18 protein-coding genes are annotated in these 22,650 nt (G+C 65.2%); 15 read left to right on the top strand and 3 right to left on the bottom strand.

From position 1 onward, the window contains the following. Window positions 1–361: 361 nt before the first annotated feature. The 4 genes from JYG32_RS07560 to JYG32_RS07545 all read left to right on the top strand — a co-directional run bounded on the left by JYG32_RS07560 (window position 362) and on the right by JYG32_RS07545 (window position 3,794). Complete coding sequence (locus JYG32_RS07560) at window positions 362–670, top strand: hypothetical protein (protein WP_213265177.1); 309 nt, start codon at window positions 362–364, stop codon at window positions 668–670. A 96-nt stretch (window positions 671–766) separates the two neighbouring features. After that, on the top strand, window positions 767–1,063 hold the full coding sequence (locus JYG32_RS07555; RefSeq protein ID WP_213265176.1) for a hypothetical protein: 297 nt from the start codon (window positions 767–769) through the stop codon (window positions 1,061–1,063). A gap of 12 nt (window positions 1,064–1,075) precedes the next feature. After that, window positions 1,076–2,719, top strand: coding sequence for a DUF2334 domain-containing protein (locus tag JYG32_RS07550; protein WP_213265175.1), 1,644 nt, complete (start codon window positions 1,076–1,078; stop codon window positions 2,717–2,719). Between the two features lie 106 nt (window positions 2,720–2,825). After that, on the top strand, window positions 2,826–3,794 hold the full coding sequence (locus JYG32_RS07545) for a hypothetical protein (RefSeq protein WP_213265174.1): 969 nt from the start codon (window positions 2,826–2,828) through the stop codon (window positions 3,792–3,794). A gap of 224 nt (window positions 3,795–4,018) precedes the next feature. Here the strand turns inward: JYG32_RS07545 and glmS are convergent, their stop codons facing one another. After that, window positions 4,019–5,836 (bottom strand): glutamine--fructose-6-phosphate transaminase (isomerizing), encoded by a 1,818-nt coding sequence (gene glmS / locus JYG32_RS07540; RefSeq protein ID WP_174380002.1) that lies wholly within the window; start codon window positions 5,834–5,836, stop codon window positions 4,019–4,021. 48 nt (window positions 5,837–5,884) lie between these two features. Then, entirely contained in the window at window positions 5,885–6,973 is a 1,089-nt protein-coding gene (locus tag JYG32_RS07535) for a hypothetical protein (RefSeq protein ID WP_174380001.1), read from the bottom strand. A 1,322-nt stretch (window positions 6,974–8,295) separates the two neighbouring features. On the opposite strand from JYG32_RS07535, the gene wecB reads away from it, so the two are divergent. From wecB to JYG32_RS07505, 6 genes are all read left to right on the top strand, one after another. Next, window positions 8,296–9,513 carry a non-hydrolyzing UDP-N-acetylglucosamine 2-epimerase gene (gene wecB, locus JYG32_RS07530; protein ID WP_213265173.1) on the top strand — a complete coding sequence of 406 codons (1,218 nt, stop codon included), beginning with the start codon at window positions 8,296–8,298 and terminating at the stop codon, window positions 9,511–9,513. Window positions 9,514–10,096: 583 nt separating this feature from the next. Then, window positions 10,097–10,558: a (2Fe-2S)-binding protein gene (locus JYG32_RS07525; protein WP_213265172.1), complete on the top strand. Its 462-nt coding sequence runs from the start codon at window positions 10,097–10,099 to the stop codon at window positions 10,556–10,558. Then, the gene (locus JYG32_RS07520) at window positions 10,555–12,879 is read left to right on the top strand and encodes a xanthine dehydrogenase family protein molybdopterin-binding subunit (protein ID WP_213265171.1); all 2,325 of its coding nucleotides are present in this window, start codon (window positions 10,555–10,557) and stop codon (window positions 12,877–12,879) included. Before JYG32_RS07525 ends, JYG32_RS07520 begins: the two co-directional genes overlap by 4 nt. Before the next feature lie 69 nt (window positions 12,880–12,948). Continuing rightward, window positions 12,949–13,716 (top strand): class II aldolase/adducin family protein, encoded by a 768-nt coding sequence (locus JYG32_RS07515; RefSeq protein ID WP_213265170.1) that lies wholly within the window; start codon window positions 12,949–12,951, stop codon window positions 13,714–13,716. Between the two features lie 109 nt (window positions 13,717–13,825). After that, a complete protein-coding gene (locus JYG32_RS07510) occupies window positions 13,826–15,655 on the top strand; it encodes an acyl-CoA dehydrogenase (protein WP_213265169.1) in 1,830 nt (609 codons plus the stop codon). Between the two features lie 148 nt (window positions 15,656–15,803). Further along, entirely contained in the window at window positions 15,804–16,784 is a 981-nt protein-coding gene (locus JYG32_RS07505) for an NADPH:quinone oxidoreductase family protein (RefSeq protein ID WP_213265168.1), read from the top strand. An 84-nt stretch (window positions 16,785–16,868) separates the two neighbouring features. On the opposite strand, the gene JYG32_RS07500 is transcribed toward JYG32_RS07505, so the two are convergent. Continuing rightward, window positions 16,869–17,786 carry a LysR substrate-binding domain-containing protein gene (locus JYG32_RS07500; protein ID WP_213265399.1) on the bottom strand — a complete coding sequence of 306 codons (918 nt, stop codon included), beginning with the start codon at window positions 17,784–17,786 and terminating at the stop codon, window positions 16,869–16,871. 180 nt (window positions 17,787–17,966) lie between these two features. Between JYG32_RS07500 and JYG32_RS07495 the strand changes: the two genes are divergently transcribed. The 5 genes from JYG32_RS07495 (at window position 17,967) to JYG32_RS07475 (ending at window position 22,647) form a co-directional block, all read left to right on the top strand. Next, complete coding sequence (locus JYG32_RS07495) at window positions 17,967–18,665, top strand: pirin family protein (RefSeq protein WP_213265167.1); 699 nt, start codon at window positions 17,967–17,969, stop codon at window positions 18,663–18,665. 49 nt (window positions 18,666–18,714) lie between these two features. Continuing rightward, on the top strand, window positions 18,715–19,131 hold the full coding sequence (locus tag JYG32_RS07490) for a DoxX family protein (protein WP_213265166.1): 417 nt from the start codon (window positions 18,715–18,717) through the stop codon (window positions 19,129–19,131). A 171-nt stretch (window positions 19,132–19,302) separates the two neighbouring features. After that, entirely contained in the window at window positions 19,303–19,902 is a 600-nt protein-coding gene (gene wrbA, locus JYG32_RS07485) for an NAD(P)H:quinone oxidoreductase (protein ID WP_213265165.1), read from the top strand. A gap of 1,125 nt (window positions 19,903–21,027) precedes the next feature. Continuing rightward, the gene (locus JYG32_RS07480) at window positions 21,028–21,225 is read left to right on the top strand and encodes a hypothetical protein (protein ID WP_174379991.1); all 198 of its coding nucleotides are present in this window, start codon (window positions 21,028–21,030) and stop codon (window positions 21,223–21,225) included. 144 nt (window positions 21,226–21,369) lie between these two features. Further along, a complete protein-coding gene (locus JYG32_RS07475; RefSeq protein ID WP_213265164.1) occupies window positions 21,370–22,647 on the top strand; it encodes an HlyD family secretion protein in 1,278 nt (425 codons plus the stop codon). Window positions 22,648–22,650: the final 3 nt, after the last annotated feature.

Genomic DNA, 22,650 nt, shown 5'->3' with positions numbered 1-22,650 from the left:
GACTTTTGAAAGCGGGTTGTTCGCTTGCCTACCGCTGTCTCCAGCACGGATGAACCCCGCACCATCGACGCTTGCAGCCGCTCGATCTCGCTTTTTCGCCGTGCTCCCCGGGCACCATCGTCTCGATACACAGCCCATCAAGCAAATCATGCGCCATTGCTGTGCCACCCTTGACCTTCAGGGCGCCGCGGCGCGCCGCACGCGATCGGCCCCACGAAACCGAGCCAAATGTTTCAGTGCTGAAACGCCTGGTCACTTGATCTGATGAAAGGTAACTTTTCAGACCTGATACAGGTCCAGGGCTGCCGTTGCCGGGAGTTCGTCTCGCGATTCCCGCGGGCACCGACCGGAAAGATCCTCTTTGAACCAGGAAACCCGGTTCGCCGGTTGCCGTTCCATGGACGAGTCATCCGGGGCGATTTCCGGGTGGCGCACCGACGAACTGGATTTTCCTGAATCATCCGAACGGATTTCACTCGTTTTCCGGACGACAGCACGTGACGCCGGCCGTGTTGCACGCGTGAAACGTTTTTTTGAAACAAATCCGGATCGCCTGGCGCGTCAATTTCGATGCCTTTGCCCTGTGCCCATTTGCGACGGATGGTACGTTTTTAGCTTGAAAACAAAACTATCCGATCCCGGATTTTCTGCTGGCAGCAAGCACGCATAAAAAATAACGACATAACACCCCGATTCTGCATGGCATATTGCCGTGCTCGTTTCGTTTATGAGATGGGCTTAATTTGCATATCAAAGGATGAAAATCATGGCTTCTCGTCACGATCAATCTTTTAGGCGTGGGCTGAGCGTCGTCGGATCACTCGTCACATTAATTTCAGTACTCGTATTCGGCGTCGCTGCTCAGGATGCGAATACGCAGGAGAAAAGCAATTCATCTGCCGTAAAGATCAAACCACCTCCGTTGCCGAACGGCTCTGCTCAGGTCAACGTGAAGCCGGGCATGTCCGACGAGGATTGGGAGAAGGCATACAAGGAGACGGGGCGCCCCAAGTTCAACTTGAAATCCGTCAAGAAAGCCGGTGGCAACGTGCAACGTGACTAGGGAGAAACGGTCATGAAAAAGATCTTGCTTGTCATAGCCCTGCTTGCCGGACTCGCGCAAATGACGTTGCCGGGCACGGCGCACGCGCAGGCTACCACGGCACATACGCTCGTGCTGTACGACAACCCGGCCAACGACCCGTATTCGAAGCTTGGCCTGATGTACAGCATCATGTTGAGGAACCTGCTGGGCCATTTCAATGCGACGGTCGACCTGGTTCCGATACAGAACTACACGTCCGGGATGGTGGCGAACCACGACGTCACGTTCTACATCGGCGACTACTACAACAACCCGATTCCGACGGCGTTCATGAGCGACGTGATGACCGCCACGAAGACCGTGGTCTGGTTCAAATACAACTTGTGGCAGCTGGCATGGAACACGGCGTACACCTTCAACCAGACCTTCGGGTTCAGCTTTCAAGGCATTGCCGGGTTGAACGCGACGCCTTCGTCAAGCAATCCGAACCCCGGTTTCTACGACACGGTCACGTACAAGAACCTGTCGATGGTCAAGTACTACGCGTATAACGCTTCAACCGGCGCCATCAACGCGGACCCGGATGTCGGGCTGACCCAGGTCGTCGATGCCACCAAGGCGCAAGCGCTCGTCACCATCAAGAACAGCACGAATGGGGCGACCACGCCATACATCATGCGCTCGGGCAAGTTCTGGTATTTCGCGGATATGCCGTTTTCCTACATCGGCCCGACGGATCGATACCTGGTGATATGCGACATCCTGCACGACATTCTGCAGACCAATGCACCGGTGAATCACCGTGCGCTCGTCCGTCTGGAGGACCTCGACGCGTATACAACGACGAGTTCGATGAAATTGCTCACGAATTATCTGTATTCGAAGAGGATCCCGTTCACGATGGCCACCATTCCCGTGTATACGGATCCGAACGGCTATTACACCGGCGGCGTCCCGGAGACGATCCATCTTGCGCAGGCGACGGGCCTCAAGAGTTCGCTGAACTACGCGATAGCGCGCGGCGGCTCGATCGTGATGCACGGCCTTACGCACCAGTACGATTCGACGCCGAATCTTCTCACTGCGGTCAGCGGCAGCGACTATGAGTTCTGGTATGCGGTCCAGAACCGTCCCGTCGATGAGGACTCCATTCAATGGGCGGAAGGCAGAATGGCCGAGGGCATCGCCGAGTTCACGACCAACGGCTACAAGATCGTCGGTTGGGCTGCGCCGCAGTACCAGGTGTCGCCGTTGGCAGCGGCGGCCACAGCCCTCACGTTCCCGACGACGTTCCAGCGGGCCGTCTACTACACCGCGACCAAGCCGCAACTCGGAACGGGGGCGCCCAACCAGGACTTTTCGGCCGGGCAGTTCTTCCCGTACATCATCAACTCCGATTACTACGGGCAGCGGATCATTCCGGAGAACCTGGGCAGTGTCCAGTACAACATCTGCAATATCGACCCGTTCTCGTGTATCACGTACACATGGCAGCAAATCGTCACCAATGCTCAATATGGTTTGGCGGTGCGGGACGGTTTCGCGTCCTTCTTCTTCCATCCGTACTGGCTTGAGCCCGATCTCGGATTGCCGGCCTACCAGGACTTCCAGAGTCTGGTCACCGGCATTACGAATCTCGGCTACAAGTGGGTAGACGGCACGACTGCCAAGTGAGACGAGCGTGGCGGCAGCCTCGTGCGACCCGCATCGAAAATGCGGGTCGCACGCTTGCGTTTGATCGGCTACGATGATGCGCGAGCGTGCTTCCGGGGAGCCAGCGATGACCGCGTATGCCATACCGGCTTTGCGCAAGATTCGACAGCACATGGGCCGGTTCAGGTGGTCAGGCCGATTGCGCCGACGCGCCGGCGCGCGGCATTCGCCGCGGGTGGCGACGCTCGCGGCCATCGGCGCATCGCTTGCGGTGGCCGCGTGCAGCTGGACCGCGCACGACGTTCACGCCGGCGGAATCGTCTGGCAACTGGACAGCGCGACGACGCGTCCGGCCGGAAACTGGCAGATGCTCGGCGTGCGGGATCTGTTGGTCCAGTGGGTCGTCGTCGACGATACCGCGTATATCCCCGGGACCCGCATCCGTACCGCGGCGAACCTTCCCGACTGGGAACGCATCGGTCGTGAGCCGTGGGCCAGGAACGTCATCCTGGGCCTGGCCGGCTACCAGGACGAAAAACGTGCACGTACTCACCTGTCGACGCTCGCGAATCTATCCGAGGAGGCGGTGCGCGTGCCGGTCCCGCTGCATGTCACCGGCTACTATTTTCCAGTCGAAATCGATCCGACCTGGCAGGAGGCGCCCAAGCTCGCCGAGATCCTGCAGCGACTGCCTCGTCCGCTGTGGGTGAGTGTCTACGACCAGACCAATGTCGGCGGAAAGGCGCTCGCAGACTGGCTCGCATCGTGGCTGCCGACAGACGTAGGCGTGTTCTTCCAGGACGGCTGCGGTGTCTATGCCCGCGAGCCGTACGTCGCGCGCGCCTACCTCGACGCACTGGCTGCGCGCCTGGGCAAACGACGCGTGCGGGTCATCGCCGAAGCCTTCCGGCCAGCCGAGCATGGGGGATTCCGTTCTGCCAGCGCCGAAGAGTTGAGCAAGCAGCTATTGGCTTATGGCGGCTATTCGACCTATCTGTTCGATGGCCCCCACTACGTGTCGGACGACCTCACACGCGCGCTCGCAACCTGGACGTCCAAGCCGCCCGCGGCCGGGCCCGCCGGTACGGGACGCTGATCCTGCGTTACCTCGGAATTCGGGTAGGGCGCAGGTAACGTGCCGACAACACCGATGATGCTTTAGGCATGCCGCGAAGAAGGATCGTTTGCAGGAGGTGTCCTGCGGCGCATCGCATCACACGATCCCATTGCCGAGCACGTCATTTCAGTCAATCAAAAGATTATTGTCTGCCGGTATTTTCGATGTAGTCGTCAATCTACGCGCGGAGTCACTCGAGCCCATCACTCCACCGTCACCGATTTCGCCAGGTTCCTGGGCTTGTCGATATCCGCGCCACGCAAACACGCCGCGTGATACGCAAGCAGTTGCAACGGCACCACGTGCAGGATCGGCGACAACAGCCCATAGTAATCCGGCATCCGCAGCACCGACACGCCGTCACTGTTGTCGATCCGCGTATCGGCATCGGCGAACACGTAAAGCTGCCCGCCGCGCGCCCGCACTTCCTGCATGTTCGACTTCAGCTTCTCGAGCAGCGCATCGTTCGGCGCGATCGTCGCGACGGGCATCGTGTGGGTCACGAGCGCCAGCGGCCCGTGCTTCAGCTCACCCGCGGGATACGCTTCCGCGTGGATATACGAAATCTCCTTCAGCTTCAACGCGCCTTCGAGCGCGATCGGGTAGTGCAGCCCGCGCCCGAGAAACAGCGCGTTCTCGTGCTGCGCGAATTCCGCCGCCCAGCGCTCGATTTGAGGCTCCAGCCCGAGCACGTCTTCGAGCGCACCGGGCAGCCGTCGCAACTGCGTCGTGTAACGCGCGAGTTGCGCGTCGTCGACGTAGCCGCGCAGCCGGCCGAGCGTCACGGCGAGGATGAACAGCGCGACGAGCTGCGTCGTGAATGCCTTGGTCGACGCGACGCCGATTTCCGGGCCGGCCCGCGTCAGGAACCGCAGGCCGGTCTGACGCATCATCGCGCTGGTCGGCACGTTGCAGATCGCCAGCGTGTCGATATGGCCGAGCGCCTGCGCGTACTTGAGCGCGGCGAGCGTATCGGCGGTCTCGCCGGATTGCGACACGCTCACCACCAGCGTGTTCGGCGTGGCGAGCGCGTCGCTGTAACGGTATTCGCTCGCGATTTCGACCTGCGCAGGCACGCGTGCGATCGTTTCGAGCCAGCGGCGCGCGGTCAGGCCGGAATAATGACTCGTGCCGCACGCGAGAATCAGCACGTTGTCGATCTGCTCGAACGCCCGTGCGGCGTCCGGGCCGAATATCGCCGGATCGAACAGCCCCGCATCCGGGATGGTCGCAGCCACGGCCTGCGGCTGCTCGAAAATCTCCTTCTGCATGAAGTGCCGGTACGGCCCGAGTTCGACCACGCCCTGCGCGGAGGAAACGGTCTGTATCGTGCGCTCGACCGGCGCGCCGGTGCGATCGAGCACCCGCACGCCGCCCGGCGTCAACTCGACGATGTCGCCCTCCTCGAGAAAGATGAAGCGGTCGGTGATGCCGGCGAGCGCGAGCGCGTCGGACGCGAGAAAGCATTCGCCGTCCTTCACGCCGACGACGAGCGGTGAGCCGACCCGCGCACCGATCAGCCGCTGCGGCTCGTGTTTGCTGAACACCGCGATCGCGTAGGCGCCGTGTAGCTGCGACGTTGCATCGCGCACGGCAGCGAGCAGGTCGCCGCGATACTTGCTGTGGATCAGGTGGGCGACGACTTCGGTGTCGGTCTGGCCGTCGAATTCGTAGTGCTCGTCTGAAAGTTGCTTGCGCAACGTTTCGTGGTTCTCGATGATGCCGTTGTGCACGAGTGCGATTTCATCGCGCGAGAAGATCGGATGAGCATTGCAGGTTGCCGGCGCACCGTGGGTTGCCCAGCGCGTATGCGCGATGCCGGTGCTGCCGGTCAGGCCGGCGCTGCGCACGTGCGCGTCGAGATCGGCGACGCGCGACACGCTGCGCTCGCGGCGCGCCTGGCCGTTGACGACCGTTGCGACGCCGCATGAATCGTAGCCGCGATATTCGAGGCGGCGCAAACCTTCAATCAGAATCGGGACGATGTCCCGTTGCGCGACCGCGCCGACGATGCCACACATGACACGTCTCCTTTCCATTCAATCATCATGGACCGCGCGCACCTTGTGTCATCGCAACGCGGTTGCCGTTGCCGCAGCCGTCGTGAATCCGCATTGAGCGGGCGCGACGGGGGCAGCCATCCGGCTTTCGAATGCCAGATAAAGCGACTCCTCCAGTACGTTCCAGTGTGGGCCGTGGCGGTACGGGCCGGATCGCGCATGCCAGCAGGTGACCGTGCTCCAGTCGTTCATCTTGTAAGCGACCAGCGCGATCAAGCCCCACGGATAATCACTGCCGGCGAGTTGCTGCCAGGTCTTGCCGTATTTCTGCATCCACTGCGCGTAGATCGTCTCGCTGGATTTTTCGGGTACCTGAATGCCGGACAGGAGCGGGAAGATTTGCGCGATTTTCGCCGGATAAAAGCTCGTATCGCTGACCTGCTGCGTGCTGGCGCGAAAGCCGGATTGCGCACCGCGCCAGAACACCTTCAGGATTGCCGACGCGAGCCGGTCGGCGCGCTGGCTCCACGGGCCCGCGTGCGTGTAGTCGGCGCGCCGGACGTAGTAAGCGGCGAGCGCCTGGAACGCGCTGTGCACCTCGACGTTGTCCATCAGCAACGCGACGTGCTGCGACGACGAGACCTGATAGACGCCAGCGGGCTTGTCGAGCAGGGTGTCCAGATGCGCGCCTGCGCGGTTCAGGCTGAGCTCCCATGCTGCGGGCATGCCGTCGGGTGGTGCGAAGCGGGCGAGCAGTTCGATCCAGGTCGCCATCATCGCGTCGACGGCGTCCGCCTCGACGCATGCGTTGTACTGGCCGTTCTTCACACAGTAGCGATCGAAGCTGCCGTCCGGACGCTGGCGCGGCAACAGCCAGGCGATCCACGCAAGAGCGGCCTGATGCGCGTCGAGTTGCGCATCGGCGGCTGCGAGCAGCGCCTTCGCCGCGAAATAAGGATCGATGCCGGCGCCGTTCAGGCGCACGGTGATCGCGCCGTCGGGGCGTTGGTACATTCCGTTGAGCTGGAGTTCGGCGGCGCTCGCGTGCAGCGCGAGGCCGCTCGCGGCCACACAGCAGGCGATGCGCCACAGGCGGCACAGCCGGGTGGCGGCCGCCGCGCATGCGTGCGCGGCCGGGAAAAGCGCGGGCCGGTTCATGATCGGGGCTCCTGCGCGGTGGTCCTTCTCTATCGTCGCCGGGCGCGGCGTTGGCCGTGTCGCGCCTGGCGAGCGTGTCGACGTTTTGGCTCAGTGCACCCTGGCGCGGGTGAACTTGAGGCTGGTGCCGCTATTCGTGCTCACGAGCCGGTTCGTCGCATCAGCGCTTGAAGGCGGCCCGCGGTTCGCGCGGATATCAACGGGAAGCGGCGGCACGCTCGTCGCGCTGGGGCAGATGTCGTTCGCCCCACGCGGACGCGTCGCTTCGCCTCCCGGCTTCGTTGCTTTGGCGTCCCCGTCTGTCTGCTGTCGTGCGAGTGCTTCGGGACGCACCTGTCTTGGAATAAGCAAGGTGTGAGCCATCGGTCGAGATGCCTCGTGCAGCAAGGGGCGGGGGGCAGGGTGCGCGTGCGGTCCGGGTGGCGGCGGCGTGTTTTGATTCACCGACGAATCAGCTTGTGCGCAAGCGGCGTGACCGCGCGCCGTCGGCGTCGCGGCGCGCACGCGCCATGCAGCGAGCGATTGGTCTGCCGAAGCTCTGCCGCCTTGCCGGGCGCGGCTTTGCGTTATCGGTGCGTCACCGTCGATCGTTGCGTCCGTATCACCGGGAAGGCAGGGTAGTTCCGCCTGCCACTTGTACCGAATGGACCGGACTCCGATGTAATCGCATCGTGCCGGATTTGCGTTACACATTCGAAACACTTCCCACCCTTCGATTCGGACGATGCGAAAGACGCTGCGTGTCGGGGGAATCCTTCATGCATGACCGTGGCCAGCAGTCGATTGCGCACCATTCGCTGCACAGACAAAAGGTGCGAATCGAGGCGTCGTAAAGCGTTTCGAAAGATGCGTGAAGCCCGATTCGTAATCGGCGCTCGACATGAATCCGCCATTCGTCGGATGACGTGGTCGGATGGATCGCATGCATGGCCGGATGTTTATCCGTATCGCGCTCGTACGGCGATGCGACACCCGTAGCAGTTGTGAAACATTCCTAAACACGCCGCATATGAACCGCATGCGTCGCGCGAACCGGACCCGGTCGCAGGGCGGCTGGTTTGAATATTGCTGTAGTGGAAGTGACGTGACGAACAGGCGTGACGCTCGACACGGCGAGGAACGAATCATGACGTGACTGCGTAGTGCATCGGGACGCCGGTAGTACGACGATTCGCGTGGCGTAGACCGCGCGGACAGGACGGCGCGCTCGCCCGCGACACATCGACGTGTGTACCGCGTACGAGTACGGGAGGTGCCGCCTGAATACATGCTTTGCGCCATGTGCGGGGCGCTCGACGCAAAGCGGCTAATCGAGGATATCGATGAAAAAGATCTTGCTTGTGTTCGGGACTCGGCCGGAGGCCATCAAGATGGCGCCGCTGGTGCGTGCGCTGAAGGCGCACGCGGATGTCGACGCCAGGGTATGCGTGACCGCGCAGCATCGCGAAATGCTCGATCAGGTGTTGACGCTGTTCGACATCAAGCCCGACTACGATCTCAACCTGATGCGGCAAAGCCAGACGCTGACCGACGTGACGACCGGCATTCTTCAGGCGATCGGCGTGGTCTTCGACGAATTGCGTCCGGACGTCGTGCTGGTGCACGGCGATACGACGACGACGCTCGCGGTCAGTCTCGCGGCGTTCTATCGCTATCTGCCGGTCGGGCACGTCGAGGCCGGTTTACGCAGCGGCGACATCTGGTCGCCGTGGCCGGAGGAGTTGAATCGCCGCGTGACCGACGCGGTGTCGTCATGGCATTTCGCACCGACCGGGCAAGCCCGCGACAACCTGCTCAGCGAGGGCGTGCCGGGCGGGGCGGTCTCGCTCACCGGCAATACCGTGATCGATGCGCTGCACGAGGTCAAGCGGATGCTGGACCGCACGACCGCGCTCAGGGAAAAGGTCGCCGCACATTTTCCGTTTCTCGAACCGTCGCGGCGCATGGTGCTGATCACCGGCCATCGCCGCGAGAGCTTCGGCGAGCCGTTCCAGCATTTCTGCGACGCGCTGTGCACGCTCGCGAACCGCTATCGCGACGCGCAGTTCGTCTATCCGCTGCACATGAATCCGAACGTGCGGGAGCCGGCGCGCGCGCGGCTCGGTGGCGTGCCGAACATTTACCTGATCGAGCCGCAGGAATATCTGTCGTTCGTATTCCTGATGTCTCGCGCGCATTTCATCATCACCGATTCGGGCGGCATTCAGGAAGAAGGGCCGGCGCTGGGCAAGCCGGTGCTCGTCACGCGCGAGACGACCGAGCGGCCCGAAGCGATCCAGGCCGGCACCGCTCGGCTCGTCGGCACGGATCAGGAGCGGATCGTGTGGGAGGCGTCGCGATTGCTCGACAGCGAGAGCGCGTACGAGGAAATGTCGCGCGCGAGCAATCCGTATGGCGACGGTCATGCGAGCGAGCGGATCGTGCACGCGCTGATGCGTACGCCGGGGGCGCCCGCGAAGACGACGAGCTTCTCGATGGGGGCCATGGAGATGCCGTACAACGCGCTGACGCTGGGCTTGCAGGCGTTGCGATCGCCATGAGCGTGACCGCGCGGTAGCGCACCGAACCGCTCGGTGCAGTCGGGCAAGGATCCGGTCCGGCCGCGAGGCCGGCCGGACATCTGCATGTGCGCGACCGCTTCGTTCGACAACCTGACGAAGCCGAATACACGCCCGGCCAGGCGCCGTCGATGCGTGTCGGGCCGGTACGTTTCCCCGAGTCATTCCGTTGCGCGTTGCCGCGCACAACACCCCGCAAGCCGGAACGAAAGCAGCCGGCGACATCACCGACAAGCATGCCGGTCGCAACATTCCATTCCCGGCCGAACTTCCTTCCCCGATTGCCTAAAACTCCCGAATCGCGTCGATCCGACGGCAAATCCAAAATGGTTCGATAATGCGATCGGCGATCCATGCGGACGAGCGGTTGGCCGGGATGTCATTGAAACGTTGCGAAGGCAACCGGACGACAGCCTCGTTTGCGGCATCGGCCCGATCGTGTCCGCACGCGGCACGGTTCACGACACGGCGCCACGCCCGCCTGGTTGTCCGGAATGTGCGCCGCGCCGTTCGAATCCCCACCCGATGCCTGTCCGACGCGGGCGTCGCAACCAGGAGGTGAACGATGATCACGCTGACCGTCAACGGTAGCGAACAGCACTTCGACGGCAATCCCGACATGCCGTTGCTCTGGTATCTGCGCGATGTCCTCGGCCACACCGGCACCAAGTTCGGCTGCGGCATGGCGCTGTGCGGCGCATGCACGGTGCATCTCGACGGCGTCGCGATCCGCTCGTGCATCACGCCCGTCGCGGCTGCTTCCGGCAAACGCGTGACGACGATCGAGGGACTGTCGACGGACCTGACGCACCCGCTGCAGCAGGCATGGCAGGAACTGAACGTCGCACAGTGCGGCTACTGCCAGTCCGGGCAGATCATGCAGGCCGCGTCGCTGCTGAAGACGAATCCCCATCCGACCGACGCCGACATCGACGATGCGATGTCCGGCAACATCTGCCGCTGCGGCACCTATACGCGCATCCGCGCGGCGATCCGGCTGGCCGTGCGCAGCGGAGGTGCCGCATGAGCGCGCCTGAACTCTCCGTCCACAACGAAAGCCGCCGCGCGCTGCTGCTCGGCTTCGCCTCCGGCGGGCTGCTGCTCGCGTTCGGCGTGCCGTCGCTCGTGCGCGCGGCCGTACCGGTGCAGCCGCCCGTCAGCGCGAATCCGCAATATGGCGGCGCCGGGATGCCGCACGGGTTGCGCGACGATCCGCACCTGTTCGTTGCGATCGCACCGGACGGTACCGTCACCGTGACCTGCATCCGCTCCGAGATGGGGCAGGGCGTGCGCACGAGCGTCGCGCTCGTGGTCGCCGACGAGCTGGGTGCGGACTGGGCGCGCGTGAAGGTCGCGCAGGCAGTCGGCGACGAGCCGCGCTATGGCAACCAGAACACCGATGGCTCGCGCAGCCTGCGCCAGAGCTTCGCCGCGCTGCGCCGCGCGGGCGCGGCCGCGCGCACGATGCTCGAGCAGGCTGCCGCGACGGCGTGGGGCGTCGACGCGCGGCAGGTCAAGGTGACGGTGCACGAGGTCGTCGACACGAAGAGCGGGCGCAAGCTCGGCTTCGGCGAGCTCGCGGCGAAAGCGGCCGCGCTGCCGGTGCCGGATCCTGCCGCCGTGGTGCTGAAAGCGCCGGCCGAATTTCGCTATATCGGCAAGGGCAAAACCGCACTGATCGACGGACGCGACATCGTCGGCGGCCGCGCGCACTACGGGATCGACACGCGGCTCGACGGCATGCTGTATGCGGTCGTCGCGCGACCGCCGGCCTATGGCGACACGGTGGCGTCGGTCGACGCATCGACCGCGGAGAAGCTGCCGGGCGTCGTCAGGGTCGTGCAGCTCGCGTCGGCGCCGCTGCCGTCCGGCTTCCAGCCGCTCGGCGGCGTGGCCGTCGTCGCGCGCGACACGTGGACGGCCATCCAGGCGCGCGCGCAACTGAAGATCGACTGGAAGCATGGGCCCAACGCGGGCTACGACTCGGCCGCGTATCGCAAGACGCTCGAAGCGGCCGCCGCGCAGCCGGGCGACGTGATCCGCAACGACGGCGACGCGGCCGCGGCGCTTGCCGGCGCCGCGAAACGCGTGCGTGCGACGTACTACATCCCGCATCTCGCGCATGCAACGATGGAGCCGCCCGCGGCCGTCGCGCGCGTGGCCGACGGCCGCTGCGAAGTGTGGGCCTGCACGCAGGCGCCGCAGACCACGCGCGACGAGATCGCGAAAGCGCTCGGGCTGCCGACGGAGCGCGTGACGGTCAACGTGACGCTGCTCGGCGGCGGGTTCGGCCGCAAGTCGAAACCGGACTACGTGGTGGAGGCGGCGCTGCTGTCGAAGGCGGTCGGTGCGCCGGTCAAGCTGACGTTCACGCGCGAGGACGACATTGCGCACGACTATTTCCACGCGGTGTCGCTCGAAGCGTTCGACGGCGGGATCGATGCATCGGGGAAGGTGGTCGCGTGGCAGCATCGCACGGTCGCGCCGTCGATCCAGTCGACGTTCAGGGCGGGCGTCGTGCACGAGCAGCCGGGCGAGCTTGCGCAAGGGATCGCGGATCTGCCGTTCGCGATTCCGAACGTGCGGATCGAGAATCCGGCCGTGGAAGCGCACACGCGGATCGGCTGGTTCCGCTCGGTCTACAACATCCCGCACGCGTTCGGGATCCAGAGCTTCGTGTCGGAGCTTGCGCACGCGGCCGGCCGCGACCCGAAGGATTTCCTGCTCGAGCTGATCGGGCCCGCACGGCGTTTCGAGCCGCACATCACGGTGAAGAACGTGAACTACGGCGAGGATCCCGCGCTGTATCCGGTCGATGCCGGGCGGCTGCGGCGCGTGGTCGAGACGGTCGCGCGCGAAGCCGGCTGGGGCCGCAAGCTGCCGAAGGGGCACGGGCTCGGGATCGCCGCGCATCGCAGCTTCGTGTCGTACACGGCTGCCGTGTGCGAGGTGCAGGTCGGCGCGGACGGCAGGATTTCGGTGCCGCGTGTCGACATCGCGATCGACTGCGGGCCGCAGGTCAATCCGGAGCGCGTGCGCTCGCAGCTCGAGGGCGCGGTAGTGATGGGGCTCGGCATCGCGCTGCACGGCGAGATCACGTTCAAGGATGGCCATCCGGAACAGAGCAACTTCAACGGCTTCCAGGTGCTGAGAATGAACGAGGCGCCGCGCGAGATCCGCGTGCATCTCGTCGCGCCGGACGACTTTGCGACGCCGCTCGGTGGTGTCGGCGAGCCGGGCCTGCCGCCCGTCGCGCCGGCGCTGACCAACGCGATCTTCGCGGCGACCGGCACGCGCATCCGCAGCCTGCCTGTCGCCGATCAGCTCGCGAAGCCGCAGGCGGGTTGACGCAATCCCCCACGCCGGGCCGCATCGTGCGGCCCGGCCCGCATCCAACCTTGAACAAGGAGTGTCGACGTGGCCTTATCCGATGTCAGCCCGAAGCAGGCGGTTTCTCCCGCCGAATGGGATGTGCGAGTCAACCTGGCGGCGGCCTATCGACTCACCGCGCTGTTCGGCTGGGACGATCTCGTGTTCACCCACATTTCCGCGCGCGTGCCCGGCCCGGAGCACCATTTCCTGATCAATCCGTATGGAATGATGTTCGACGAGATCACCGCGTCGTCGCTGGTCAAGGTCGATCTCGACGGACGCAAGGTGTCCGAGTCGCCGTACGAGATCAATCCGGCCGGCTTCACCATTCATAGCGCGGTGCATGCGGCACGCGACGACGCGCTGTGCGTGATGCATACGCATTCGATCAACGGCGTCGCCGTGTCGGCGCAGGCAGCGGGCTTGCTGCCGCTGTCGCAGCAATCGCTCGGCGTGCTGGCATCGCTCGGTTATCACGACTACGAGGGCATTGCGCTCAGCGAAGGCGAGAAATCCCGCCTCGTGCGCGACCTGGGCGGCAACACGTACCTGATGCTGCGCAACCACGGATTGCTGACCGTCGGCGCCACGCCGGCCGACGCATTCGTCGCGATGTACTTCTTCGAAGCGGCGTGCATGATCCAGGTCCGCGCGCAGTCCGGCGGCTCGGCGCTGCTGCCGATCGCGCAACCGATTCTCGACGGCATCAGGCAGCAGATCGCCGCGGTCACGAGAGGGATGGGCGCCGGCGCGCTCGTCTGGCCCGGGTTGCGGCGCCGCCTCGATCGGCGTAATCCCGGGTACGCGGAGTAGCGCGTCCGCCGTTGTTGTTTGCGAACGACCGTGCTAAATTCCTGCCAGCACTCGCAACCACGGACCCCTTCATTCGGCTGACAAAGCCGGCACCCCGGGAGGCAGCACGATGAGCCTGTTGATGTCGCGGCGCGATCTCGCGTTCCTGTTGTACGACTGGCTCGATGCCGAAGCGCTCGTCGCGCTGCCGCGTTATGCGGAGCACAGCCGCGAGACTTTCGATGCGGTACTCGACACCAGCGAGCGGATCGCGGCCGACCTGTTCGCGCCGCACGCAGCGCGCGGCGACCGCGAGGAGCCGCAGTTCGACGGCGAACGCGTGACGCTGATCCCGGAAGTCGAACCGGCCGTGCGAGCGTTTGCGGATGCCGGGCTGATCGCCGCGGGCCATGACGAAGCGCTCGGCGGCATGCGGCTGCCGAAGCTGGTCGAAGCCGCATCGTTCCTGTTCTTCCAGGCCGCGAACATCGCGACGGCCGCCTATCCGTTCCTGACCGTTGCCAACGCGAACCTGCTCGTCGCGCACGGCAGCCCCGCACAGATCGACGCGTTCGCGCGCCCGGAACTGGAAGGGCGCTTCTTCGGCACGATGTGCCTGTCGGAGCCGCAAGCCGGCTCGTCGCTGTCCGACATCGCGACACGCGCGGATTTCGAACGCGACTCGCCGCTGGGCCTGCGCTACCGGTTGACCGGCAACAAGATGTGGATCTCCGGCGGCGAACACGAACTGGCGGAGAACATCGTTCACCTCGTGCTCGCGAAGATCCCCGACGAACACGGCCGCTTGCAGCCGGGCACGCGCGGCATCTCGCTGTTCATCGTGCCGAAGTACCTGCCGGGAACCGACGGCGGCACAGCCGGCGAACGCAACGACGTCGTGCTCGCCGGCCTGAACCACAAGATGGGTTATCGCGGCACGACCAACTGCCTGCTGAATTTCGGCGAAGGCACGCGCTATCGTCCGCAAGGGCGTGCGGGCGCGATCGGCTATCTGGTCGGCAAGCCGAACCACGGCCTTGCATCCATGTTCCACATGATGAACGAGGCGCGCATCGGTGTCGGCGCGGGTGCGGTGGCGCTCGGCTACACGGGTTATCTGCACGCGCTCGACTATGCGCGCAACCGGCCGCAGGGGCGTCCGCTCGGGCCGGCGGGCAAGGATCCGGCCGCGCCGCAGGCGCCGATCGTCGAGCATCCGGACGTGCGGCGCATGTTGCTCGCGCAGAAGGCCTATGTCGAAGGTGGCCTCGCGCTGATCCTGTACTGCGCGAAGCTGGTCGACGAAGGGTGTGCGCATGAAGATGCGCAGGTGCGCGCCAATGCCACGCGCCTGCTCGACATCCTGACGCCGATCGCGAAAAGCTGGCCGTCGCAGTGGTGCCTCGCCGCGAACGATCTCGCGATCCAGGTGCACGGCGGCTACGGCTACACGCGCGACTACGCGGTCGAGCGGCTCTATCGCGACAATCGTCTCAATCCGATTCACGAAGGCACGCACGGGATCCAGGCGCTCGACCTGCTGGGCCGCAAGGTCGCGCAGGACGACGGCGCATTGCTGCGCGCGCTCGACGCGCGCATCCGCGCGACCGTCGAACGCGCGCGGGCGCTGGAAGCCGGCACGCGCGAGCAGGCCGATGCGCTGGCGCAGCGCTGGACGCGGCTATGCGACGTCACGCAGCAGTTGGGCGCGATCGGCGATCAGCAGCAGCGGCTTGCGAATGCGAGCGTCTATCTGGAAGCGTTCGGCCATCTCGTCGTCGCGTGGCTGTGGCTCGACGTGACGCTCGCCGCGCACGGGCACGGCGGCGATTTCCACGACGGCAAGCGTGCGGCGGCCCGTTATTTTTTCCGCTGGGAATTGCCGAAAGTGGATGCGCAGCTCGATCTGCTGTCGAGCGTCGACACGACGACGCTCGACATGCGCGACGCGTGGTTCTGAACGTTGCCGTGCCGTCATTACGGAATGCTGACGATGTGGCAGATGCCGATCGTGCCGGCCGCCGCGGATTCGTCGTGAACCGGCCGTGCGGGCGTATCCCGCAAACGATACCGATGCCCGGCCACGCCGCGCAAGGAGAGAGGAGACCATGAAAGCCCTGTTGTGTACCGCATTCGGCCCGATCGACCGCTTGCGCATCGAGGACGTCGCGATTCCCGAACCGGCCGCGGGCCAGGTCCGGATTCAGGTGAAGGCGGCGTCGCTCAATTTCCCCGACGCGCTGATCGTCCAGGGCTTGTATCAGGTGAAGCCGGCACTGCCGTTCTCGCCGGGCGCCGAATTTGCGGGCGTGATCGACGCGGTCGGCGAAGGCGTGACCGCGTGGCGGCCCGGCGATTCGGTGGTCGCGTTCACCGGGCACGGCGGGTTCGCGCAACAGTGCGTGGCCGACGTGCATCAGATCGCCGCGCTGCCGCCGGGCATGACGTTCGAGCAGGGCGCGGCACTCGTGCTCGCCTACGGCACGTCGCTGCATGCGTTACAGCAGCGCGCGCGCCTGCAACAGGGCGAGACGCTGCTCGTGCTGGGCGCGGCGGGCGGTGTCGGGCTCGCCGCGATCGAGATCGCGAAGGCGCTCGGTGCGCGCGTGATCGCGGCGGCGTCGAGTGCGGACAAGCTCGCGCTGTGTCGCGAAGCGGGTGCCGACGAGACGATCGACTACTCGACCGAAGACCTGCGCCGCCGCGTCGACGAACTGACCGGCGGGCGCGGTGCCGATGTCGTTTACGATCCGGTGGGCGGCGCATACAGCGAGGCGGCACTGCGCGCGACCGCGTGGCACGGCCGGTTCCTCGTGGTCGGTTTCGCGGCCGGCGAGATTCCGAAGATCGCGCTGAACCTGGCGCTGCTCAAGGAGCGCGACATTCTCGGCGTGTTCTGGGGCGACGCGGTGCGTCGCGACCCGGCGCAGCATGTCGCGAACATGCGTCTGCTTGCAGAGTGGTTCGCCGCCGGCAAGGTGCGGCCCGCGATCACCGAGCGCGTGTCGCTGGCCGGCGCGGCCGACGCGATCGCGCGGATGGCGAACCGGCAGGTGAAGGGCAAGGTGGTGATCCTGCCGGACGCATGATCCGGTTCCGGCGTGCGGCGGCGTGATGCGTGCCCCGTAACGGCGCGCGTCATCGCGATGCGTTTGCGGCCGCGCCGACGGCCGCTATGCGATCCGGTTCAGTTCATCGAAGCCCGCGACGAGCGCGTCGAGCAGATGGCGAACGGCTGGCACCATGCCGCGGCGCGTCGGGAAGATCGCATGGACGAGCGCCGTCGGTGCCGACAGCGTGGGCAGCAGGTGGATCAACTGGCCGGCCTGCAGGTCGGCGCTTACCAGTTCGCGCGGCAATTCGGCGACGCCGATGCCGCCGAGCGCCGCAAGCCGCAGGCTCGCCAGATCGTCCGTTGCCAACCGCGGCCGATGGGCGAAGGAGATCGCGCGTCCGTCGGCGTCCGTCAGACTCCACACGAAACGGTCGCCGCTGCTGGACGTTGAAACCGTCGGCCAGTCCTTCAGGCTGTCGATCGACTCGGGCGCCGGATAACGTGCGGCCAGCGCTGGGCTCGCGACGAGGATCCGGAACGACAGCCCCAGTTGTCGAACCGCGAGATCGGTGTTCTCCAGCGGCGGAACCCTGACGCGGATCGCGAAATCCAGCCCTTCCTCGACCACATCCACGCGCCGGTTGGTCGCATCGAGCCGCACCTGAACCTGCGGATTGTCCTCGATGTATCGCGCCAGAATCGCGGCGACGCCCGAGCTCAGCAATCCGACCGGGCAACTGATGCGCACGGTGCCCTGCGGCTGCGTGCGCGTGCGATCCACGATGTCCTTCGCGGCCTTCGATTCCGCAACCAGCGCGACGCAATGCTGATGGAACTGCCGGCCGGTTTCCGTCAGCGACAGGCTCCGGCTCGTGCGATTGAGCAGCCGCACGCCGAGTTCCTCCTCGAGCGCGCGAATGCGCCGGCTGAGCTTCGACGTTTGCGCGCCGAGGCTGCGGGCGGCGGCCGTGAAGCTCCCGCGTTCAACCACTTCCGCGAACAGTCGGAGATCGTTCAAGTCGGCGATCGGGTTCATGGCGACGGTTCCGTTCGATGAGATCGTTCTATTGAGAGCAATGATACGTTGCCGTTCAGGAGATATGCGAGCGATCTTTGCGAAATTAGCATGCTTCCTACGTTCGGTGCTTCGCGGATTCCGGCGAGGCGCCGCCAGGTAACCGCCCGTTGTTCGGGCAGCAGGAAAAAGGGTGCGGACATGTTGACTCATCGGCGTTGGGCATCACTGGATACGGCGAATCATGGCTGGCTGCGCGCGAAATACCATTTCGCGGTCACGGCCGACGGCACGCCCGAGCACGCGCCGCTGGGCCCGCTGATCGTCTGGAACGACGACGAGATCGCCGTCGGCAGCGGGTTCCCGATGCACGGGCACCGCGACATGGAAATCATCACGTACGTACGGCAAGGCGTGCTCGGCCATCGCGACACGTTGGGATCCGAAGGAACGATCCGCGCGGGCGACGTCCAGGTCATGAGCGCGGGCACCGGCATTCGTCATGCCGAGTTCAACCGGGGCGACCTGCCGCTCAAGGTCTATCAGATCTGGCTGCGGCCTCGCGCCGGCGGCGGGGCGCCCGGGTGGGGTACGAAGCAGTTCCCGAAAGGCGACCGGTCCGGACGCTTCGTCGTGCTGGCGAGCGGCTTCGCCGGCGACGACGGCGCGCTGCCGATCCGTGCCGATGCACGCGTGCTCGGCGCGACGCTGAAGGCGGGCGAGCGGGTCCGACAGGGTTTGGACGCATCGCGCCGCGCGTATCTCGTCGCGGCTTCGGGGCGCATCGACGTGAACGGAGAGCGCGTGGGGCCGCTCGACGGCGTCGCGATCACGAACGAGACCGCGCTCGACATCACCGCGGTCGAAGATTCCGAGCTGGTGATGGTGGACGCCGGCTGAGTGCCTTTATTTTCCAGTCCATCGAGTCATTTCATTTCAGGAGTTCATCATGGATCGTTACAAGTATCTTCCGCTTCTGGGCCGCATTCTGATCGGCGCGCCGTTTCTGATGAGCGGGTTGAGCAAGCTGGCCGCGCACGCGGCAACCGTCGGTTACATCGCATCCGTCGGCCTGCCGGCGCCATCGCTCGCGTTCGTCGTCGCGGTGCTCGTCGAGGCGGGCGGCGGCCTGCTGCTGATGTCGGGTTATCGGGCCCGTCCGGTGGCGCTGGCGATGGCGCTGTTCAGTGTGGTGACCGCGGTGTTCTTCCACCACAACTTCGCCGACCAGAACCAGATGATTCACTTTCTGAAGAACGTGATGATGGCCGGCGGCCTGCTGCAGATCGCGTACTTCGGCGCGGGCGCGTTCAGCCTCGACGCGCGGATCGGGCGCTCGGCGTTGCGTATCGCACCGGCCGCGTGAGCCGAACGGGCCGATCCTCCGGGGCGACCGGGCGCGTGACCGGCCCGGTAGTCTCGTCAGGATCTCGCTCGGGTTATTCCGACATCCATCCGGTCATGCAACACAGCGTGCGTCGGCTGGCGCGCGCCGGTTCCGTCTCGACATCGTCGCGACGCTCATCAGGAGTTCGAAATGTCCAAGGTTCTTGTGCTGTATTACTCGTCGTACGGTCACATCGAGGCGCTGGCGGATGCGATGGCCGAAGGTGCACGCGCGGCGGGCGCCACGGTCGACGTCAAGCGGGTGCCGGAAACGGTGCCGGAGGCAGTCGCGCAGGCCGCGCACTTCAAGCTCGCGCAGCAGGCGCCGGTTGCGACGGTGGCCGAACTGGCCGACTACGACGCGATCATCGTCGGCACGCCGACCCGCTTCGGCCGCATCTCGTCGCAGATGGCGGCGTTCCTGGATCAGGCGGGCGGCCTGTGGCTGAGCGGCGCACTGAACGGCAAGGTCGGCGGCGCGTTCACGTCGAGCGCGAGCCAGCACGGCGGCCAGGAAACCACGCTGTTCTCGATCATCACCAACCTGCTGCATTTCGGCATGACGATCGTCGGGCTGCCGTACAGTCACCAGGGGCAAATGACGCTCGACGAAATCGTCGGCGGCGCGCCTTATGGCGCGACCACGATCGCAGGCGGGCAGGGGCACCGACTGCCGAGCGCGATCGAGCTGGCCGGTGCGCGTCATCAGGGCAAACTGATCGCGCGGACCGCGAACAAGCTGTTTGACTGACGGTCGACGCATGGTGTGCGGCCGGCCGATGAGGCGGCCGCGCGAATGCGGGTCGATCCTTCGGCAGGCGCAGGATCTCGAGTGCCTGCCGCGAAAACTCGCTCCGAAATCGTTCGCTCGCGAACGCGAGCCCGGTCGCCGCGGGCCATGACGAAGCGCTCGGCGCCATGCGGCTGCCGAGGCTGGTCGAAGCCGTGTCGTTCCTGTCATGCCAGGCCGCGAACATCTCGACGGTCGCCTGTCCGCTCCTGACCGCCACTAACGCGACCAGCCCGTCGCGCACGGCCGGCGCCGATCGACGCGGAGCGCGCCCCGAACCGGACGGGGTGATCGCGAGCCGCGCGACGCAGCCTGGGCTCGCGTCGCCGCGGCAATCCTCCCGACGGCGGGCGCGGCAGCGAGCCCCATCTCTTCAAATTTCCTCCAGCAAGCCGGCCCACGAATCTGCGCCGGCCCGGCGTTCCTTCTTCCAATTCAGCATCAACGCCCGCGGTTCAATCGCCTTCCCGTTGCCGGATATTCCATTGCAATTGGAATGAATTCAGTGGTTCGGTGATTTTTTTACCGATGGTGCGGTATCGCACAGATGATGGTAGGGATATCCCCCACCATGAGGCCGTGAAATTTTTAAAAAGGTCGAAAATGCGATCGTTAGAAATCTAATCGACCGGCATCGTTAATTAGCACATTAAAGATCCAGGGGATTGCATATTATTGTCGAGCATTATCCAGCGGACTTGCGGGCCACTATCAGTCGTTCCGTTCGAAACAGCCGTCCGGCGGCACGGAGACGCTTGCCGCCGGCCTGCAGGCGGCTATCGGGCCGTTGCCGGATGGGCGTCGCCCGCTGATCGCCAATCGCGAGGAAGCGGATCGCATAAGCGGTCCGGCGGAGATTTTGATTTTCGCCGGAGGGGTAATTCCGCGCGTCGAAAGTTGATCTTCAATTGACTGGGCAGGTATTTTTTGCAATTGACCGGATGCGTTCGGTAATTTATGGCTGGAATAAATTCGGCAATGAATCGGTTGAAAAGCGATTTTAAATATTGATCCGCGTTGCATCGGCGGCGCGGTTCGATGCCTTGCTAGATGGGTTATCTAGCATTCTCAATCTGGAGAAAAGCAATGCAAGAACTGAATCAACAGGAAATCGCTCAAGTGTCCGGCGGCTACTACGGCGGCGGCTCGATTTTCGACACGCTGGGCAACGTGGTCGAGCTGTACGGCCAGACGCTGTACAACGTCGGCGAATCGCTGACGACGGCTGTCGTCGGCACGGGCAACGCGCTGCTCGGCCTGCTGACCGGCCACGCGGTTGCCTAAGCCGGATGCGATTGCCACGTAGCGGGGCGCACTGCGCCGCCGCTGCGTGAATCGCGTATCGCCGCGGCGCGGGATCATGCGCCGCGGCGATATTTCCCGGATCTCCGGCACGTCAGTGCCGAATCCCAAGGATCGTTCGTCATCTTGACCACCCCGTCTTCCCTTTTCCGGCTCGAAGCACAGCAGACGCAACGCGCAAGTGCGCTGGGCGAGATCGTGCTGGTCCGTCCGGTGTCGATGAAGCTGCTGACCGCGACGTCGGCCGCGATGGCCGTCTGCGTGGTGCTGTTCTTCGCGTTCGGCACCTATACGCGCCGCACGACGGTCACCGGCGTGGTGATGCCGGATGCGGGGCTGGTGAAGGTGTATGCATTGCAGCCGGGCGTCGTCGTCGAGCGCGACGTGAAGGAAGGGCAGCGCGTGACGCGCGGCCAGACGCTGTATACGGTTTCCACGGACCTGCAAAGCGCGGCGCAAGGCGCGACGCAGGCCGCATTGATCGCGCAGGCGCAGCAGCGCAAGGCGTCGCTGCTGACGGAACTGGACAAGACGCGCAGCCTGCAGCAGGACGAGCGCGACACGGTGCGCGCGAAGCTCGCGAACTTGAAAGGCGAACTCGCGCAGATCGACGACCAGCTTGCGGCGCAGCGGTTGCGCACGTCGATTGCGGCCGACGGCGCGCAGCGCTATCGCGGCCTGCTCGCGCAGGATTACATCTCGAAGGACCAGGCACAGCAGCGCGAGGCCGACCTGCTCGACCAGCAGTCGAAGCTGAACGGCCTGCTGCGCGAGCGCGCGTCGACGCTGCAGTCGCTGACGGAAGCGAACAACGAATTGGCCGGCCTCGGGCTCAAGCAACAGAACCAGCTCGCGCAGATCGACCGCAACGTGATCGACGTCGACCGGAATCTCGTCGAGAGCGAGGCGAAACGCCGGATCGTCGTCGCCGCGCCGGAAACCGGCGTCGTGACGGCGGCGATCGCCGACGTCGGCCAGACCGTCGATACGTCCCGTCCGCTGGCGAGCGTCGTGCCGGGCGGCGCGCGCTGGCAGGCGCATCTGTTCGTGCCGAGCGCGGCGATCGGCTTCGTGCGCGTCGGCGAGCCGGTGCTGATCCGCTACCAGGCGTTCCCGTACCAGAAGTTCGGCCAGTATCGCGCGACGGTCGTCGCGATCGCGCGCACCGCGCTGTCGGCTGCGGAACTCGCGAGCGACGGCGGCCCGGCGGCGACGCCGGGCGAAGGGCGGGACGCCACCTACTATCGCGTGACGGTTGCGCTCGATGCGCAGAACGTCGTCGCGTACGGCGCGAAGCAGCCGTTGCAGGCGGGCATGGCGCTGCAGGCGGACATCCTGCAGGAGCGCAGGCGTCTGTACGAGTGGGTGCTCGAACCGCTTTACAGCCTGACCGGCAAACTTTGACGA

This window comes from Burkholderia pyrrocinia (assembly GCF_018417535.1).
GTDB lineage: Bacteria > Pseudomonadota > Gammaproteobacteria > Burkholderiales > Burkholderiaceae > Burkholderia > Burkholderia pyrrocinia_E.
The sequence above is the reverse complement of the archived record's forward strand: the minus strand, read 5'-3'. Positions and strand labels throughout refer to the sequence as shown.

What these genes read in the sequence shown, in the direction of transcription:
- JYG32_RS07555 (WP_213265176.1), top strand. Translation starts at nt 767, where the DNA reads ATGGCTTCTCGTCACGATCAATCTTTTAGGCGTGGGCTGAGCGTCGTC.
- JYG32_RS07550 (WP_213265175.1), top strand. Translation starts at nt 1,076, where the DNA reads ATGAAAAAGATCTTGCTTGTCATAGCCCTGCTTGCCGGACTCGCGCAA.
- JYG32_RS07545 (WP_213265174.1), top strand. Translation starts at nt 2,826, where the DNA reads ATGACCGCGTATGCCATACCGGCTTTGCGCAAGATTCGACAGCACATG.
- glmS (WP_174380002.1), bottom strand. Translation starts at nt 5,836, where the DNA reads ATGTGTGGCATCGTCGGCGCGGTCGCGCAACGGGACATCGTCCCGATT.
- JYG32_RS07535 (WP_174380001.1), bottom strand. Translation starts at nt 6,973, where the DNA reads ATGAACCGGCCCGCGCTTTTCCCGGCCGCGCACGCATGCGCGGCGGCC.
- wecB (WP_213265173.1), top strand. Translation starts at nt 8,296, where the DNA reads ATGAAAAAGATCTTGCTTGTGTTCGGGACTCGGCCGGAGGCCATCAAG.
- JYG32_RS07525 (WP_213265172.1), top strand. Translation starts at nt 10,097, where the DNA reads ATGATCACGCTGACCGTCAACGGTAGCGAACAGCACTTCGACGGCAAT.
- JYG32_RS07520 (WP_213265171.1), top strand. Translation starts at nt 10,555, where the DNA reads ATGAGCGCGCCTGAACTCTCCGTCCACAACGAAAGCCGCCGCGCGCTG.
- JYG32_RS07510 (WP_213265169.1), top strand. Translation starts at nt 13,826, where the DNA reads ATGAGCCTGTTGATGTCGCGGCGCGATCTCGCGTTCCTGTTGTACGAC.
- JYG32_RS07505 (WP_213265168.1), top strand. Translation starts at nt 15,804, where the DNA reads ATGAAAGCCCTGTTGTGTACCGCATTCGGCCCGATCGACCGCTTGCGC.
- JYG32_RS07500 (WP_213265399.1), bottom strand. Translation starts at nt 17,786, where the DNA reads ATGAACCCGATCGCCGACTTGAACGATCTCCGACTGTTCGCGGAAGTG.
- JYG32_RS07495 (WP_213265167.1), top strand. Translation starts at nt 17,967, where the DNA reads ATGTTGACTCATCGGCGTTGGGCATCACTGGATACGGCGAATCATGGC.
- JYG32_RS07490 (WP_213265166.1), top strand. Translation starts at nt 18,715, where the DNA reads ATGGATCGTTACAAGTATCTTCCGCTTCTGGGCCGCATTCTGATCGGC.
- wrbA (WP_213265165.1), top strand. Translation starts at nt 19,303, where the DNA reads ATGTCCAAGGTTCTTGTGCTGTATTACTCGTCGTACGGTCACATCGAG.
- JYG32_RS07480 (WP_174379991.1), top strand. Translation starts at nt 21,028, where the DNA reads ATGCAAGAACTGAATCAACAGGAAATCGCTCAAGTGTCCGGCGGCTAC.